A 16,452-nucleotide genomic window follows, 5' to 3' on the forward strand; every position below is an offset into this window, starting at 1 on the left:
TTTTTGCAAAAATTATCAGTATATTTTAAATGTATTTCAACAGAAAAATAGGCTGTTAACCTTTGAATGTAAGTTAACAGCCTCTATATCTCAATATATTACTTTTTGTTAAATACTATTTTTTTTCTATTTGCATCTTAACTTCTTCACCCGTCATTCCAGTTGCATTAATAATTGAAGTTTTTGATATAGTATTCTCTATACCCATAATATCTTGATTCTCGCCCGTGACAATAACAGCATCATATTTATTGAAAAAATTACCTGCATTTTTTTTTCTATTATCAAACTCTTTGACTGTATATCCCTCGTCACTCAAGTAATCCTTAATTGGGTTTAATCCCTTTTGCACTGCTAATTTTTTCATATTTTAAGCCTCCCTTCAAAATTATTATCTCCAATTCTAAAATGCGTATTCATATGAATCCATTTATACTTTACTTTTTAACATAGCAAAAAACAAAGAAAAGAAACCAGAGAAAGTTTCTCTGATTTCTTTATATAACTGTATACCCGACTACCTCAATTGCCTCAATTAAATTATCCAATGAAACAAAATAATCATCATATATTATTTCTATTTCTTTGCTTACACTATTTATTTGGCAAGCAACTACCCCTTGATTATTAGATATTGCTACATTAATGTTACTAATATCCTCCGAAGTATTCATATTGTATACTTTTATAACCGACTTCATCTTCCCCCCCCCTAGTTATCTTTAAATAGTTCTTTTACAACATATGAATCTTCCTCATTTCCATCTAACTCCAATTTAATATTCTCCACGATAACAGAATCTTCATATCTTCCAGAAATTAATGTTAAGTCTTCGATTTTAACCTCTACTATTTCTTCATCGCTCCCATTAAGTTTTATCTTAATTTTCACAGTTTCTTTTACAACACTATTCCCAATAACTTCTGCTCTACCATAAGGTGTGTCTACTATGGATCCTAAAGTAGGTAAAGTTTTTCTTATTCTTTCATATGTGTCCTGCTCATAGTTTAAACAGCACATAAGTCTACCACAAATACCTGAAATTTTTGTAGGATTTAATGATAAATTTTGCTCTTTAGCCATTTTTATAGACACTGGTGCAAATTCGCCCAAAAAAGTTGAACAACACATAGGTCTACCACACGGTCCAAGCCCACCTATCATTTTTGCTTCATCCCTAACTCCTATTTGTCTAAGTTCTATTCTGGTTCTAAATACCGCCGCTAAGTCCTTTACTAATTCACGAAAATCCACTCTTCCATCTGCTGTAAAGTAAAATATAACTTTATTATTATCAAAAGTATACTCTACATCTATGAGTTTCATATCTAGTTCATGTTTATGTATCTTATCTAAGCATACTTCATAGGCTTCCTTTTCTTTTCTTTTATTTTCTAAGTCTTTTTCTGCATCTCCATCTGTAGCCTTTCTGATAACGCATTTAAGGGGAGATACTATATCATCTTCTCGTATTTCCTTTATGCCAATAACACATTCTCCGAATTCTATCCCTCTTACGGTTTCAACAATAACCTTATTTTCCTTTTGAATATCTATACCATTTGGACTAAAATAATATATTTTACCAGCTTTTTTAAATCGTACTCCTATTACTGTAACCATGTTAAATCATCTCCTTCGCATCTGCATATTAACGACTTCAGAAGGGGATTTAACTACCACTGAAGTTTTATTTTTGCTAAGGTAGGTAACTCCCACTTATATAAGTGGGAACCTTACCTTCTGAAATGTCGTTAAACCTCCTGCATTTTAAATAGCATTACTTCAAACGTCAACCCCGGGTTAACGTTCCTAACTAAATTCTCCCTAGTATCATTTATTATGCTTATAATACCATTTAATTTAATAAATGAAAATATATTAGCCAATTCTTTTATACTTAATAACTTATCTATGTTAAGAATTAAATCTTCTTCTTCAATTTCTTTATATATTATGGTATCCCTAATATACGAAAGAAATGCAGTTAATATTTCTTCAAAATTTTCTTTTTGATTAGATAATTTTTTTTCATATTTAATTAGCTCTTCAGTTCCAACTTTATTAAGATTAAGCAATATTTCCAAGGTAATATTTCTAATATCCTTGAAATTATTATCTTGAATAAACTTTTCAGCTTTTCCTGGTATTCCATCACTAAAAGCTATAACAACCCTTATCTCCTCTAAAGATAAATCATAATAATTTATTTTTAAAAACTCTTTCATCTCATCTACGTTTAAATTCTTTAGTTTATGTATTTGGCATCTTGATTTTATTGTGTCCAATATAACTTCAAGATTTTCACATAATAAAAGTATAATCACGTTTTTAGGTGGCTCTTCGATTGTTTTTAAAAAAGCATTTTGAGCTTGCACCGTCATTTTATGGGCATTGTAAATAATAATAACTTTCCTATCACCTTCATAAGGTTTTTTGTTAATTTCTTCAATTAAAGCTCTTATAGAGTTAACCCCTATGGTACTTTTGTTTTTTTCTATTCTCCATTCTACCAAATCAACATATTGTCTATCTTGATTTTTTCCTAAAACCTTTAACCCTATATTCTTAGCTACTATACTTTTGCCTATTCCATCCTCTCCAACTAAAAGGTGAGCATGTGATAACCTATCCGATTCTATAGATTTACTTATTTGATTTTTTATACTATTATGACCTATTATGCTCTCAAAATTCATTTTGATCCTCCATACATAGAAGCAAGTATAGATTTATATATACTTGCTTCTAATTAGTTATACCTTTATGTACTTGTCTACGTCAACTACAAATACATTTGCTCCACCTACCTCCACTTCAATAGGAAATGGCATATATACTCCAGTAGAACCAGCTACAGGTGAAGGTGATGATATTATTTGCTTTCTTTCCTTACATACTTCCTCGATAATGGCTAAAACTTCATCTACCTTTTCTTTATCAACACCCATTAGTAATGTTGTATTGCCTGATTTCAAAAACCCTCCGGTTGTAGCTAATTTTGTAACCCTAAAACCCTTGTCTGTTATTTCCTTAATTAAATCATTTGCATCATCATCTTGTACTATTGCAATAACTAATTTCATTTAACCCCACCCTTTTTATAATTTTATTTTTTTTATTCTGTTTATTATATCTTTATGTATTTCATCTACATTCCTATTACCATCTATTACTTCTATTTTACCATATTTCCTACAAATTTCTAAGTAACCTTCAAAAACTTTTTTATGAAATTCATTCCCGCCATTTTCTAAACGATCTAAAGTCTTTTGCATTTTTTTTCGATTTAATCCTTCTTCATATGGGATAGTAATCATAAATATTAAATCTGCTTCTAATCCATCTAAAGCGGCTTCATTCATGCTCTTTATTCTTTCCAATCCGAGTCCGCGGCCAATGCCTTGATACACCATTGAAGAATATACAAAACGGTCGCATATAACTATCTTACCCATGTCTAAGGCTGGCTTTATAACCTCGCTAACTAGTTGAGCCCTAGACGCAGCATAGAGTAATGCCTCGCACATATAACTCATATTACAATTATCATTATCCAATATTATTTCTCTGATTTTCTCACTAATTTCTGTGCCACCCGGTTCCCTAGTTCTTACTACTTCAAATCCCAATTCTTTTAGATGCTTTTCTAGTAATTGTATTTGAGTAGTTTTCCCTGAACCATCTGGGCCTTCTAGTGCTATTAGACGCCCTCTTTCCATTCAATCCCCTCCACCAATATTAATAGTCTATTTTTCTACTGTTGCTACTTTCCCATCATTAATTCCAAGTACTGTTACATTGCATTGCAAGTAATATTCTATAACAGCTATAGTATCCTCATCTAGTCTTTCTCCAGGCATTACAATAGGTATTCCTGGTGGATATGGAACTATTGCTACTGCACTTATTTTCCCCTGTGAATTTTTTAACTCTACCATAGTTTTTTCTCTATCCATTACTTCATATGGGTACATAATTGGCATTGGCATACCATAATCTATTAATTCTACATATTTCCCCTTTAAATTGTTCATATCACAGTTTTTCAGGGCTATGTATAACACTTCAAAATCCTGCTGATTATTAAAGGGTGAAAATATTAAAACTACATTTCTACTATCACTCATTTCAGCTTGAATATTGTTTATTCTTAAATATTCTAATAACTTATGTCCACTATACCCCTTAGGTACATTTAATATATATCTAGTTAAATCCATAGTATACTTATTATCATATTTAGTGGAATTCTCTGATACAACTAATAAATCTTCCTCACCTATAATGTGAAATTTGCCTAATCTATTGATTCTCTCTCTATTAAATTTACATATTTTAATTAACTCTTCATAATCATTTTCACCACACTCTTGAAGATAAAATCTTGCATAATCCATAGAACATAAAAGCATATAAGATGGACTTGTACTTAAAAAGGCACTTGCATAGAAATCTACCTTACTGATATCCGTGCCTTTTCCTACATGTAAAAAAGCTGTTTGCGTTAGGCTAGGTAGAGTTTTATGCGCACTCATAACTACCATATTAACTCCCATTTTCAAAGGGTTTTCGGGTAATAACTTATTGGCACCAAAATGCGCACCATGAGCGGCATCTACTAATACCTTAATATTATATTTTCTAGCAATTTGAGTAATGTATGATAAATCAAAGCATATACCATAATAATTAGGGTAGGTAACAATAATCCCTTTAGCATCTTTATTTTCATTAATTAAAGTGGAAAAATGCTCCTTATCTAAAGGAAAAGGAACATCATATTTTGGATGAATTTCATTTTTAATATATACTGGCTTTAGTTTTCTCATAATAATGGCATTAAATATCGAGCGATGACAATTTCTCTCTACAATGATTTTGTCACCCTCATTGAAGGATGAAAAAATCATAGCTAAGTTCCCACTAGTACTACCATTCACTAGAAAATAAGATTTAATACTTCCATAGTATTCACTCAATAACTGTTGAGACTCTTTAATTATTCCTTCTGCATGGTGGAGATTATCTAGTCCATCGACCTCAGTAATATCTCCCTTTATAAAATTTTCGTAAAGCTCCTTGCCTCTTATCGTTTTAAAAAAACCAAGCCCTCCCTTATGCCCTGGCATACAAAAGGAAACATTTTTTTCTTTTATATATTTTAACACTCCATCTACAAGTGGTAATCTTGACAATCCTTAGTCACTCCTCTTGGTATAAACTGCACCAAAGTCTTTCTTATACAGTTCTTGTAATATTCATAAAAATCAGTATTAGCCTTTGATTCTATAATTCTTCCTTCGCAATTATTGCAAATCCCTCTTCCATTTATTATTATACCATCATTTAGAGGCTTTCTACATATAATACATTTTTCTTTTTTCATAATTTCCCCCTTAAACTTGCTAATTAAAAATTACCTACAGTATAGCCTCTTATACTATATTTTATTCAACTAAGTACGGTTTCTTATTTTGTCCACTTAATAATTTAAAATATATTTATCTACATTTTATGCCATAAATAGCTATATAAAATTATTATTTAAACTTATAAAATATTATTTATTATTATCAATATATTTATGTACCTTTGGTTATACTAAATGTGTTAATAGGTATGAACATTTTGAAAGGAGCGAAGGCTATGAAACAAGAAATTATAAGTTATATAAGCAGTATAAAAGAAGATATCCACAATTTATCTAATTATCTTTATACTAATCCAGAAACGAGTTATAAAGAGTATAAAGGTTATTCTTACATAATAAATATGTTAAAAGCTCATGGTTTTGAAATACAAGAAAATTATTGTAATATTCCTACTTCTTTTTATGCTCAATATGGAAATGGCCACCCTAAGATATGCTATATATGCAAATACACGTCTACTGAAAATGTAGGTCATATTTTTGGTAATAACGTGAATGCTAGCATTTCTATTGCGGCAGCATTAGGATTATCAAAAGTAATATCTAAAAGCGGTGGAAGTGTACTTCTATTAGGATGCCCAGGCGAGTACACAAACGGCGCAGAATTAGCTTTAGCAAAGGAAAAATGTTTTGATGATATGGATGTTATTATTGCTCCTCACTGTGATACAAGCAATGCGGAAAGCGGCACCTCCATGGCTACAATTCCACTTAAACTTAAATGTACCCAAACTATTAATAATAACAATGAAGCTCTTAGTAACCTTTCATCTTTGGATTCCTATTTATTTATACTTAATACATTAAGTCAATTATTAAAAGGATTGCACAACAGGTATTTTATTGATAGCATTTCTATAGAAAATGCCTCTTCGCGCATTAATGAATTTTCTGAATCAGAGGCCAAATTTTATTTAAAAGCTCCTAGCCTAAAAGAAGCTAAATCTCTAGAAAAAACTATTGTAACCTTTATTCAATCACTATCTCAAATAATGAATATAACCGGAGAAATAAGCATATTTGAATTGCCTTCACAAGAGCTTTTGACAAATAAATCTTTATCAAGAATATTTACACACAACTTAAAAGAATGCGGCATCATCGATATTGCTTGTTGTAAAAATACTCTATATGGTCTGGGAATAGGTTCTATAAGTCATATTACTCCATGCATATATCCATCCATATCTATTACAGAAGATTCCTCGTTGAGTTGCCCCTCACCTGCATTTGCTCTAGAAACTCAAACAGATTTTTGTAAAAATAATATGATAAAAGCTGCAGAAGCTCTTGCCTTAACAGGCCTCGATATTATTGAGAAAGAAGAGTTATTAAAAGAAATTGGACTTGAATTAAAATAATATGCAATTAAAACGTTTCTTTAAAGTATCATTTGTTAATGAGCGACTCATAATTGGGCTGTTGGAGATTCTCCAATAGCCCTTTCTCATCTTGGCAATAGATTTTGGATGTATTCTACACCCTAACTTAATCTTTGGACCTATAAAATGAAAGCTCAAGAAACTTAATTTCCATACTCGGTCTACCTTTGTTTTCTCACCCTTTACTTTAATAAATAGTTTCTTTTTCTACAAATAATACAGTATTATCCATTAAATATTCGTATTCCTTAGGTTGGAACCCTACCTAGGGCCTCCTTCAGCTAGTGATCGGCAACTACAGACCCACACAGTGGACTTTCACAACCTAGTTAATTCCCTGCCTGGCACATATAAAAAAGAAGTATAATCATAACTCAATTATACTTCTTATATATATCTATTATTTATTTTTAAAATATGCTTTTTCTTTTAGTAATTTAATTTTATTCATAAACCCATCACTAGGCTCAAAATAAAATTTTTTAAAGTTATCTCCTACTTTATATATACAACAAAACTTACTCCCAATAAACGTAGAACAAATATACTTTTTACTGCTACTAATATGAACACCTGCACTGTAGTTTTTATATTTACCAATATAATCTATATCCTTTAATTTAATATCTTCTAGTATTTTAACCTCTTCACCTTTTATCTTATGGATAATGAATTGATCTGCTACGATTGAATACTTATACTTAACCTTACATTTTGAAAACTCCATATAGCAAAGAGCAATCATTAGTGTATTAAAGAACATAGTTACAAACGTCTTAATATTTATTCTGCCTATACTTACTTTAGTGAATACGTCTGATAAGCATATAAATACAATTAATGTAATAAATAACAATACTATAGCTGGAAACTTTTTTCTTTGAACCATCTCTTTATACATAAAAGCCAGACCCCCTAAATCAATTAAAAATACTAGATATAAATAGTTTTGTGACCAACATATGTGATTATACTAGCATTTCATATATTAATCTACTTGTACTAAGCTCCCTATAGTGCGTATACCATAATATATGCCCATATATGTTATTTATACTAATCCATATGTATCAATATAGGTATTTCTAGCTTTTTCGCTATATTTCTTAATTTAAATAAAAGTTATAGATATTTTATTTATTTATATCCACTAAAAAATTAACTGAGCATATCTAAAATAAGCAAAACTTTACCATTTACTATAACAAATAATGAAGTAGGTAGACATCGTGTAATTAGGTTCAAATATTTATTGTACAACCCTCCGTTAGTTAGGTTAGATAGACCCTTCTCAGCCTATTGGCTCCACAAGCCTGCTGGGCACACCACAAAAAAAACACTTTGTAATATTTACAAAGTGTTTTGGAGGCGCCACCCGGATTTGAACCGGGGAATAAAGGTTTTGCAGACCTTGACCTTACCGCTTGGCTATAGCGCCATAACTTGGTGGCTAGACCAGGAATCGAACCAGGGACACGAGGATTTTCAGTCCTCTGCTCTACCGACTGAGCTATCCAGCCACATTACCTGGCGACAACCTACTCTTCCACAAGGTCACCCCTGCAGTACCATCGGCGCATTGAAGCTTAACCTTCGTGTTCGGTATGGGAACGGGTGTTACCTTCATGCCATAATCACCAGATTGAGAATATAAATATTCTCTGAAAATTGCACAGTGAATTAGTCTTTTCGCTCACGCTCAAAGCCTCGCTTCTTTCTTACGAAAGAAGTATTTCGCATTACTTTTAATTATATATTTAGGTCAAGCCCTCGACTTATTAGTATTAGTCAGCTGAACATGTTACCATGCTTACACCTCTAACCTATCAACCTGGTGGTCTTCCAGGAGTCTTACTAACACCGCACTTACGTGCGAGTTATGGGAAATCTCATCTCAGGGTGGGCTTCACGCTTAGATGCTTTCAGCGTTTATCCCTTCCAAACATAGCTACCCAGCGATGCCACTGGCGTGACAACTGGTGCACCAGAGGTTTGTCCATCCCGGTCCTCTCGTACTAAGGACAGCTCCCTTCAAATTTCCTACGCCCGCGACGGATAGGGACCGAACTGTCTCACGACGTTCTGAACCCAGCTCGCGTGCCGCTTTAATGGGCGAACAGCCCAACCCTTGGGACCTACTTCAGCCCCAGGATGCGACGAGCCGACATCGAGGTGCCAAACCTCCCCGTCGATGTGGACTCTTGGGGGAGATCAGCCTGTTATCCCCGAGGTAGCTTTTATCCGTTGAGCGATGGCCCTCCCACGAGGTACCACCGGATCACTAAGCCCGACTTTCGTCCCTGCTCCACTTGTAAGTGTCGCAGTCAGGCTCCCTTCTGCCTTTGCACTCTTCGCGCGATTTCCAACCGCGCTGAGGGAACCTTTGGGCGCCTCCGTTACTTTTTTGGAGGCGACCGCCCCAGTCAAACTGCCCACCTAACAATGTCCTGTGACCAGATTCATGGCCTCCAGTTAGAACCTCAGTACTGTCAGGGTGGTATCCCAAGGATGACTCCACACAGGCTGACGCCCATGTTTCTCAGTCTCCCACCTATCCTGTACAGACAATACCGAAATTCAATGCTAAGCTACAGTAAAGCTCTACGGGGTCTTTCCGTCCAATCGCGGGTAGCAAGCATCTTCACTTGCACTACAATTTCGCCGGATGTGTTGTTGAGACAGTGCCCAAATCATTACGCCATTCGTGCGGGTCGGAACTTACCCGACAAGGAATTTCGCTACCTTAGGACCGTTATAGTTACGGCCGCCGTTTACTGGGGCTTAAGTTCATACCTTCGCTTGCGCTAAGTAATCCCCTTAACCTTCCAGCACCGGGCAGGCGTCAGCCCCTATACATCAGCTTTCGCTTTAGCAGAGACCTGTGTTTTTGCTAAACAGTTGCTTGGGCCTATTCTCTGCGACCTACTTACGTAGGCACCCCTTCTCCCGAAGTTACGGGGTCAATTTGCCGAGTTCCTTAACAACAATTCTTCCGATGGTCTTAGGATTCTCTCCTCACCTACCTGTGTCGGTTTGCGGTACGGGCACCAATATCCTCGATAGAGACTTTTCTTGGCAGCGTGGAATCAGATACTTCAGGAATAAATTCCCTTCCCCATCACATCTCAGCGTTAAGAGCAAACGGATTTGCCTGTCTGCTCCGCCTAAATGCTTAGACACACATCCAATAGTGTGCACATCTTATCCTCCTGCGTCATCCCATTTCTAATAACGTCCATTGGTGGTATCGGAATATCAACCGATTGTCCATCACCTACGCCTTTCGGCCTCGGCTTAGGTCCCGACTAACCCTGAGAGGACGAGCCTTCCTCAGGAAACCTTAGGTTTTCGACCGTTAAGATTCTCACTTAACTCTCGCTACTCATGCCAACATTCTCACTTCTGTACCGTCCACCACTCCTTACGGTATGACTTCAGCCAGTACAGAAAGCTCCTCTACCGCGTACACAATTGTGTACACCCATAGCTTCGGTGGTAAGTTTTAGCCCCGGACATCTTCGGCGCAGGATCTCTTGACTAGTGAGCTATTACGCACTCTTTAAATGAGTGGCTGCTTCTGAGCCAACATCCTAGTTGTCTTAGAAATCCCACATCCTTTTCCACTTAACTTACACTTTGGGACCTTAGCTGATGGTCTGGGCTGTTTCCCTTTTGACTACGGATCTTATCATTCGCAGTCTGACTGCCGAAATAAAAGTATATGGCATTCGGAGTTTGATAGGGTTCAGTAACTGTTGTCAGCCCCTAGCCCATTCAGTGCTCTACCTCCATTACTCAATTAATCGACGCTAGCCCTAAAGCTATTTCGAGGAGAACCAGCTATCTCCGAGTTCGATTGGAATTTCTCCGCTATCCACAGCTCATCCCATGGTTTTTCAACACCAACGTGGTTCGGACCTCCACGGAATTTTACTTCCGCTTCATCCTGGCCATGGATAGGTCACCCGGTTTCGGGTCTACGACATGCAACTATGCGCCCTATTCAGACTTGGTTTCCCTTCGGCTCCGTACCTTAAGTACTTAACCTTGCTACATATCGTAACTCGTTGGCTCGTTCTACAAAAAGCACGCCGTCACACATATAAAGTGCTTCGACCGGTTGTAGGCACACGGTTTCAGGTTCTATTTCACTCCCCTTCCGGGGTTCTTTTCACCTTTCCCTCACGGTACTTCTTCACTATCGGTCACTAGGTAGTATTTAGCCTTGGGAGGTGGTCCTCCCAGCTTCCCACAAGGTTTCACGTGTCTCGTGGTACTCTGGATTAGATCTGACTGTTTTTCCTTTTCATTTACAGGCCTATTACCTTCTGCGGAGCAGCTTTCCAGCTATCTTCAATTAAGGAATTGCAGTATTTATGATCTATCCTCAACCCCCAGATCAAAGACCTGGGTTTGGGCTCTTTCCCTTTCGCTCGCCGCTACTTAGGAAATCGATGTTTCTTTCTCTTCCTCCGGGTACTTAGATGTTTCAGTTCCCCGGGTCTACCTCTGCATACCTATTTATTCAGTATGCAGTACATAGTTGTTACTATGTGGGTTCCCCCATTCGGAAATCTTTGGATCACAGGCTATTTGCGCCTACCCAAAGCTTATCGCAGCTTAACGCGTCCTTCTTCGGCTCCTAGTGCCAAGGCATTCGCCATGCGCCCTTTGTAGCTTGACCTTGATTCTGTCTATTTACATAGACGGTTATATTAATTTTGCGAAATTGTATTAAATTAATTTATAAACTACTTGCGTAGTTTTAATTTTTTTAAAACAACTTTTTTCACTGTGCAATTTTCAAAGAACATTTTAAGAAAAACTATTCATTATCTAACTCCTAAGAGTTAGATAAAATTAGTCTCTCAAAATTAAACAGAGAACTAGGTACGATTAATTACAATAGATATTTTTGAAGAACAAATTAATATTCTTCTATTGCATCGACCGAAGTCAATACATCTACTCCCTAGAAAGGAGGTGATCCAGCCGCAGGTTCTCCTACGGCTACCTTGTTACGACTTCACCCCAATCATCAATCCCACCTTCGGCCGCTGGCTCCTTACGGTTACCTCACGGACTTCGGGTGTTACCAACTCTCATGGTGTGACGGGCGGTGTGTACAAGGCCCGGGAACGTATTCACCGCGACATGCTGATTCGCGATTACTAGCAACTCCGGCTTCATGTAGGCGAGTTGCAGCCTACAATCCGAACTGGGATGAGTTTTTGAGTTTGGCTCCACCTTGCGGTCTTGCATCTCTTTGTACTCACCATTGTAGCACGTGTGTAGCCCTAGACATAAGGGGCATGATGATTTGACGTCATCCCCACCTTCCTCCCGGTTAACCCGGGCAGTCTCACTAGAGTGCTCAACTTAATGGTAGCAACTAATGATAAGGGTTGCGCTCGTTGCGGGACTTAACCCAACATCTCACGACACGAGCTGACGACAACCATGCACCACCTGTCACCCTGTCCCGAAGGACTTCGCCCATCTCTGGGTTATGCAGGGGATGTCAAGTCTAGGTAAGGTTCTTCGCGTTGCTTCGAATTAAACCACATGCTCCGCTGCTTGTGCGGGCCCCCGTCAATTCCTTTGAGTTTTAATCTTGCGATCGTACTCCCCAGGCGGAATACTTAATGTGTTAACGGCGGCACCGAGGTTCGACCCCCGACACCTAGTATTCATCGTTTACGGCGTGGACTACCAGGGTATCTAATCCTGTTTGCTCCCCACGCTTTCATGCCTCAGCGTCAGTTACAGTCCAGTAAGTCGCCTTCGCCACTGGTGTTCTTCCTAATCTCTACGCATTTCACCGCTACACTAGGAATTCCACTTACCTCTCCTGCACTCTAGACACCCAGTTTCAAATGCAGCACCCAAGTTAAGCTCGGGTATTTCACATCTGACTTAAATGTCCGCCTACGCATCCTTTACGCCCAGTAAATCCGGACAACGCTTGCCACCTACGTATTACCGCGGCTGCTGGCACGTAGTTAGCCGTGGCTTCCTCCTCTGGTACCGTCATTATCGTCCCAGAAGACAGAACTTTACAACCCGAAGGCCTTCATCATTCACGCGGCGTTGCTGCGTCAGGGTTTCCCCCATTGCGCAATATTCCCCACTGCTGCCTCCCGTAGGAGTCTGGACCGTGTCTCAGTTCCAATGTGGCCGATCACCCTCTCAGGTCGGCTACGCATCGTCGCCTTGGTGAGCCGTTACCTCACCAACTAGCTAATGCGCCGCGGGTCCATCTCAAAGTGGAATTTTCCGAAGAAAAATCCTTTGATGTTTCGATCATGCGACCAAAACATATTATGCGGTATTAATCTCCCTTTCGGGAGGCTATTCCCCTCTTTGAGGCAGGTTACCCACGTGTTACTCACCCGTCCGCCGCTAATCCACCCCGAAAGGTTTCATCGCTCGACTTGCATGTGTTAGGCACGCCGCCAGCGTTCGTCCTGAGCCAGGATCAAACTCTCAATTTAAAAGTTTACACTTTTTTAGTTGAAATGATTAATCTGCGACAACTGTTAAGTTGTTACGCAAGCTCATTACATACTTTTAGTCTTACGACTAAATTTTACTTTATACTAAAGTAATTAACTGGTTTAACGAAATATTATTTCGCTATCTTTACCTATTTCTCTGTTTAATTTTCAAAGACCAATTTGTTATTCGTATCTACCGTCATGTGACGACTTCTACTATTTTACTGTTTAGTTTTAATTTTGTCAACACTTTTTTATATGTTAACATCCTCAAACCCGACATCATCACTTTCTTTCGACGACAAGAATTATTTTAACACAACAAAATAATCGTATATTTGAATTATGGCTCATATATTCAATTTATTCTCATTTCTCTCCACTATTCACTATTAATTCTAATAATATCACATATTGATACACTAGGATAAGTATATAGTTTTTTAACTATATTTGTAGATTTTGAAGTTCCTATTATATTTTATTTTCTTATTAACAACAACTAACTTTTTTAGACTGTTATACTATAGTTAAGGAGTTGAGCTTATGTGCTATAGATTATTAAAAACAATTATAAAAAACACTGCTAGTATAGTTTTTTTTGGAGGTGCAGTCGTATCTACAGAAAGTTGTATTCCTGATTTCCGTTCTGCAAAGGGTCTATATAATATAGAAACTGATTTGAAATTTCCTCCTGAAGTTATTTTAAGTCATTCTTTTTTTATAAATCATACCGAGGACTTTTTTAAATTTTATAAATCCAACATGATTTTTGAAGATGCAATTCCCAATGATGCGCATATTGCATTATCTACCCTAGAAGAAAAGAATAAATTAAAAGCTATAATCACTCAAAATATTGATGGTTTGCATCAAATGGCAGGATCCAAAACTGTATACGAACTTCATGGATCTATACATAAAAATTACTGTATGAAATGCAATAAATTTTTTAACTTAGATTATGTGTTAAATAGTAAAACCATAGTTCCTAACTGTAATGTCTGTGGTGGTATTATTAAACCAGATGTAGTTCTTTATGATGAAAGTTTAGATATGTCTGTCTTAAACAGCTCTATTAAATCGATAAGTATTGCTGATACACTGATTGTGGGTGGCACTTCTCTTGTGGTATATCCCGCTGCAAATCTTATAAAATATTTCAGAGGAAATAATTTAATTCTTATTAACAAGTCTTCTACCCCTTACGACAAACAAGCAAATTTAGTAATTCATGATAGCATAGGTAAAGTTTTAAGTACAGTATGTAAATTTTAATTTAGTCGAATATAAATTCAGTTTTTTAACCAAATAAAAACCGCTAAGTATAACTGAGGCCACTGAAAAACTATATAAAAAAATCGTCATCTAATTAAAGATGGCGATTTTTTTATATAAAAGACTAAAAAACAAAAAGGAATTTTAAAAGATATGTCGAATTAGTATAGTAGAATAAAATAAAAGGGGCTAAACTATTATGCTAAAAGGACAATTGGAAATAAAAATAAATACATACCATAGCTTATATTCGTTAATTATTCCGAAAGATAACATTTTAAAGCAAATTAATGACCTTGTTGACTTTTCATTTGTTTATGACGAATTGATGATTAACTATAGTTCATCTATGGGTAGAGGTGCTATTAACCCCATAATGCTATTTAAATATTTACTTTTGAAAGTAATATATGAATTGTCTGATGAAGATGTTGTTGAAAGAACTCTTTATGACATGTCCTTTAAATATTTTCTAAATTTAGCCCCAGAAGAAACAAATTTAATAAACTCAAGTACACTAACTAAATTTAGAAAGCTTCGCCTTAAAGACATGAATTTATTGGATTTATTAATAAACAAGACTGTAGAACTTGCTATAAAAGAGGGAGTTTTAAAAAGTAAAGCAATAATAGTTGATGCTACGCATACCAAGTCACGTTATAACCAAAAGTCAGCAAGCGAGGAATTATTGAAACGTGCAAAAAACTTAAGAAAAACATTGTACGGAGTACATCCTGGTATTAAAGAAGAGTTACCTAATAAAGTTACAACTGGAGTACTTGAAGATATTCTTGAGTACTGCAAATTATTAATTGATACCATAAACGAGAAGCCAGAAACTGCAGCAAATCCAGCTGTGAAAACTAAATTAAACTACTTAATGGAAGCTATTAATGATGACTTAGAAAATCTAAAAATATCAAAAGATGAGGATGCAAAAGTGGGGCATAAAACTGAGGATAGTTCTTTTTTTGGATATAAATCACACCTTGCTATGAGTGAAGAACGTTTAATTACAGCAGCTGTTATTACAACTGGCGAAAAAAGTGATGGAAAGGAGCTCATAACCTTAATAGAAAAAAGCCGTGAGGCTGGTATAGATGTAAATGAAGTAATTGGAGATACAGCTTATTCTGAAAAGAAAAACCTAGAATATACAAAAGAAAATAAAATTGCATTAATTTCAAGACTAAATCCTGTAATTTCACAAGGAATGCGAAAAAAAGAAGATGAATTTGAGTTTAATAAAGATGCTGGTTTATTTGTATGTCCGGCAGGTCATATGGCTATTAAAAAAGCAAAACAGGGAAAGAAGAATGTTGGTAAAAATCAAGTGCTAACCTACTATTTTAATGTAGAAAAGTGTAAAAATTGTGTTCATAAAGATGGGTGTTATAAAGAAGGCGCTAAATCTAAAACTTATTCAGTTTCAATAAAGTCAAATACTCACAAAGATCAAATAGAGTTCGAAAAAAGTGAATATTTTAAAAAACGAGCTAGGGAACGTTATATGATAGAGGCTAAAAACAGTGAACTTAAGCACCAACATAGCTATGATGTAGCAATATCGTCAGGCTTAATTAGCATGCAAATGCAAGGTGCATTATCAATCTTCACTGTGAATCTAAAGAGAATAATTAAGTTGAAAAGCATGAAATAGGGCTTTTAAAACTTAATTATAAAATAAAAAGCATGAGATATCCAAAATATGGACATCTCATGCTTTTTCTATTCAAGCTTGAAAACTCTACTAAATAAAGAGTGCTTTTTTCAGCGGCCTCGTATAACTTAGCGGTTTTTTCTTACCTGGCGACAACCTACTCTTCCACAAGGTCACCCCTGCAGTTATCTACTGCCCAT

12 protein-coding genes, 2 tRNA genes and 3 rRNA genes are annotated in these 16,452 nt (G+C 36.0%); 3 read left to right on the plus strand and 14 right to left on the minus strand.

The genetic code is table 11. The features are described 5' to 3' along the window. Window positions 1-115: 115 nt before the first annotated feature. The 8 genes from ACWJKE_RS12185 to ACWJKE_RS12220 all read right to left on the minus strand — a co-directional run bounded on the left by ACWJKE_RS12185 (window position 116) and on the right by ACWJKE_RS12220 (window position 5,390). Complete coding sequence (locus ACWJKE_RS12185; protein ID WP_165414579.1) at window positions 116-367, minus strand: YkuS family protein; 252 nt, start codon at window positions 365-367, stop codon at window positions 116-118. 130 nt (window positions 368-497) lie between these two features. Beyond that, complete coding sequence (locus ACWJKE_RS12190) at window positions 498-701, minus strand: heavy-metal-associated domain-containing protein (RefSeq protein ID WP_165414580.1); 204 nt, start codon at window positions 699-701, stop codon at window positions 498-500. An 11-nt stretch (window positions 702-712) separates the two neighbouring features. Continuing rightward, window positions 713-1,624 (minus strand): PSP1 domain-containing protein, encoded by a 912-nt coding sequence (locus ACWJKE_RS12195; protein ID WP_165414581.1) that lies wholly within the window; start codon window positions 1,622-1,624, stop codon window positions 713-715. A 131-nt stretch (window positions 1,625-1,755) separates the two neighbouring features. Continuing rightward, on the minus strand, window positions 1,756-2,700 hold the full coding sequence (locus ACWJKE_RS12200; RefSeq protein WP_220286928.1) for a DNA polymerase III subunit delta': 945 nt from the start codon (window positions 2,698-2,700) through the stop codon (window positions 1,756-1,758). 57 nt (window positions 2,701-2,757) lie between these two features. After that, a complete protein-coding gene (locus ACWJKE_RS12205; RefSeq protein ID WP_165414583.1) occupies window positions 2,758-3,087 on the minus strand; it encodes a cyclic-di-AMP receptor in 330 nt (109 codons plus the stop codon). A gap of 15 nt (window positions 3,088-3,102) precedes the next feature. After that, window positions 3,103-3,723 carry a dTMP kinase gene (gene tmk, locus ACWJKE_RS12210; RefSeq protein ID WP_165414584.1) on the minus strand — a complete coding sequence of 207 codons (621 nt, stop codon included), beginning with the start codon at window positions 3,721-3,723 and terminating at the stop codon, window positions 3,103-3,105. 27 nt (window positions 3,724-3,750) lie between these two features. After that, on the minus strand, window positions 3,751-5,199 hold the full coding sequence (locus ACWJKE_RS12215; protein WP_220286929.1) for an aminotransferase class I/II-fold pyridoxal phosphate-dependent enzyme: 1,449 nt from the start codon (window positions 5,197-5,199) through the stop codon (window positions 3,751-3,753). Then, window positions 5,178-5,390, minus strand: a complete 213-nt coding sequence (locus ACWJKE_RS12220) for a sigma factor G inhibitor Gin (RefSeq protein ID WP_165414586.1) — start codon at window positions 5,388-5,390, stop codon at window positions 5,178-5,180. Before ACWJKE_RS12220 ends, ACWJKE_RS12215 begins: the two co-directional genes overlap by 22 nt. Window positions 5,391-5,650: 260 nt before the next feature. On the opposite strand from ACWJKE_RS12220, the gene ACWJKE_RS12225 reads away from it, so the two are divergent. Next, window positions 5,651-6,796, plus strand: a complete 1,146-nt coding sequence (locus ACWJKE_RS12225) for a zinc-binding metallopeptidase family protein (RefSeq protein ID WP_216304504.1) — start codon at window positions 5,651-5,653, stop codon at window positions 6,794-6,796. 421 nt (window positions 6,797-7,217) lie between these two features. Here the strand turns inward: ACWJKE_RS12225 and ACWJKE_RS12230 are convergent, their stop codons facing one another. The 6 genes from ACWJKE_RS12230 to ACWJKE_RS12255 all read right to left on the minus strand — a co-directional run bounded on the left by ACWJKE_RS12230 (window position 7,218) and on the right by ACWJKE_RS12255 (window position 13,311). Continuing rightward, complete coding sequence (locus ACWJKE_RS12230) at window positions 7,218-7,718, minus strand: hypothetical protein (RefSeq protein WP_165414588.1); 501 nt, start codon at window positions 7,716-7,718, stop codon at window positions 7,218-7,220. 462 nt (window positions 7,719-8,180) lie between these two features. Further along, window positions 8,181-8,255 (minus strand) — tRNA-Cys (locus ACWJKE_RS12235). 6 nt (window positions 8,256-8,261) lie between these two features. Beyond that, window positions 8,262-8,337: transfer RNA gene (locus tag ACWJKE_RS12240), tRNA-Phe, on the minus strand. Window positions 8,338-8,342: 5 nt separating this feature from the next. Then, window positions 8,343-8,459, minus strand: a 5S ribosomal RNA gene (gene rrf / locus ACWJKE_RS12245). Between the two features lie 116 nt (window positions 8,460-8,575). Beyond that, a 23S ribosomal RNA gene (locus tag ACWJKE_RS12250) occupies window positions 8,576-11,501 on the minus strand. Between the two features lie 292 nt (window positions 11,502-11,793). After that, window positions 11,794-13,311, minus strand: a 16S ribosomal RNA gene (locus tag ACWJKE_RS12255). Together the 16S, 23S and 5S rRNA genes with 2 tRNA genes alongside form the textbook arrangement of a ribosomal RNA operon. A 549-nt stretch (window positions 13,312-13,860) precedes the next feature. On the opposite strand from ACWJKE_RS12255, the gene ACWJKE_RS12260 reads away from it, so the two are divergent. Then, on the plus strand, window positions 13,861-14,592 hold the full coding sequence (locus ACWJKE_RS12260) for an NAD-dependent protein deacylase (protein WP_462958855.1): 732 nt from the start codon (window positions 13,861-13,863) through the stop codon (window positions 14,590-14,592). Between the two features lie 199 nt (window positions 14,593-14,791). Beyond that, window positions 14,792-16,252 (plus strand): IS1182 family transposase, encoded by a 1,461-nt coding sequence (locus ACWJKE_RS12265; RefSeq protein WP_220287894.1) that lies wholly within the window; start codon window positions 14,792-14,794, stop codon window positions 16,250-16,252. The last annotated feature ends 200 nt before the right edge of the window (window positions 16,253-16,452 follow it).

Source organism: Clostridium sp. CM036 (assembly GCF_055081135.1).

Excerpts from the sequence above, each read along its gene's own strand:
- ACWJKE_RS12185 (WP_165414579.1), bottom strand. The coding sequence starts at position 367 with ATGAAAAAATTAGCAGTGCAAAAGGGATTAAACCCAATTAAGGATTAC.
- ACWJKE_RS12190 (WP_165414580.1), bottom strand. The coding sequence starts at position 701 with ATGAAGTCGGTTATAAAAGTATACAATATGAATACTTCGGAGGATATT.
- ACWJKE_RS12195 (WP_165414581.1), bottom strand. The coding sequence starts at position 1,624 with ATGGTTACAGTAATAGGAGTACGATTTAAAAAAGCTGGTAAAATATAT.
- ACWJKE_RS12200 (WP_220286928.1), bottom strand. The coding sequence starts at position 2,700 with ATGAATTTTGAGAGCATAATAGGTCATAATAGTATAAAAAATCAAATA.
- ACWJKE_RS12205 (WP_165414583.1), bottom strand. The coding sequence starts at position 3,087 with ATGAAATTAGTTATTGCAATAGTACAAGATGATGATGCAAATGATTTA.
- tmk (WP_165414584.1), bottom strand. The coding sequence starts at position 3,723 with ATGGAAAGAGGGCGTCTAATAGCACTAGAAGGCCCAGATGGTTCAGGG.
- ACWJKE_RS12220 (WP_165414586.1), bottom strand. The coding sequence starts at position 5,390 with ATGAAAAAAGAAAAATGTATTATATGTAGAAAGCCTCTAAATGATGGT.
- ACWJKE_RS12225 (WP_216304504.1), top strand. The coding sequence starts at position 5,651 with ATGAAACAAGAAATTATAAGTTATATAAGCAGTATAAAAGAAGATATC.
- ACWJKE_RS12230 (WP_165414588.1), bottom strand. The coding sequence starts at position 7,718 with ATGTATAAAGAGATGGTTCAAAGAAAAAAGTTTCCAGCTATAGTATTG.
- ACWJKE_RS12260 (WP_462958855.1), top strand. The coding sequence starts at position 13,861 with ATGTGCTATAGATTATTAAAAACAATTATAAAAAACACTGCTAGTATA.
- ACWJKE_RS12265 (WP_220287894.1), top strand. The coding sequence starts at position 14,792 with ATGCTAAAAGGACAATTGGAAATAAAAATAAATACATACCATAGCTTA.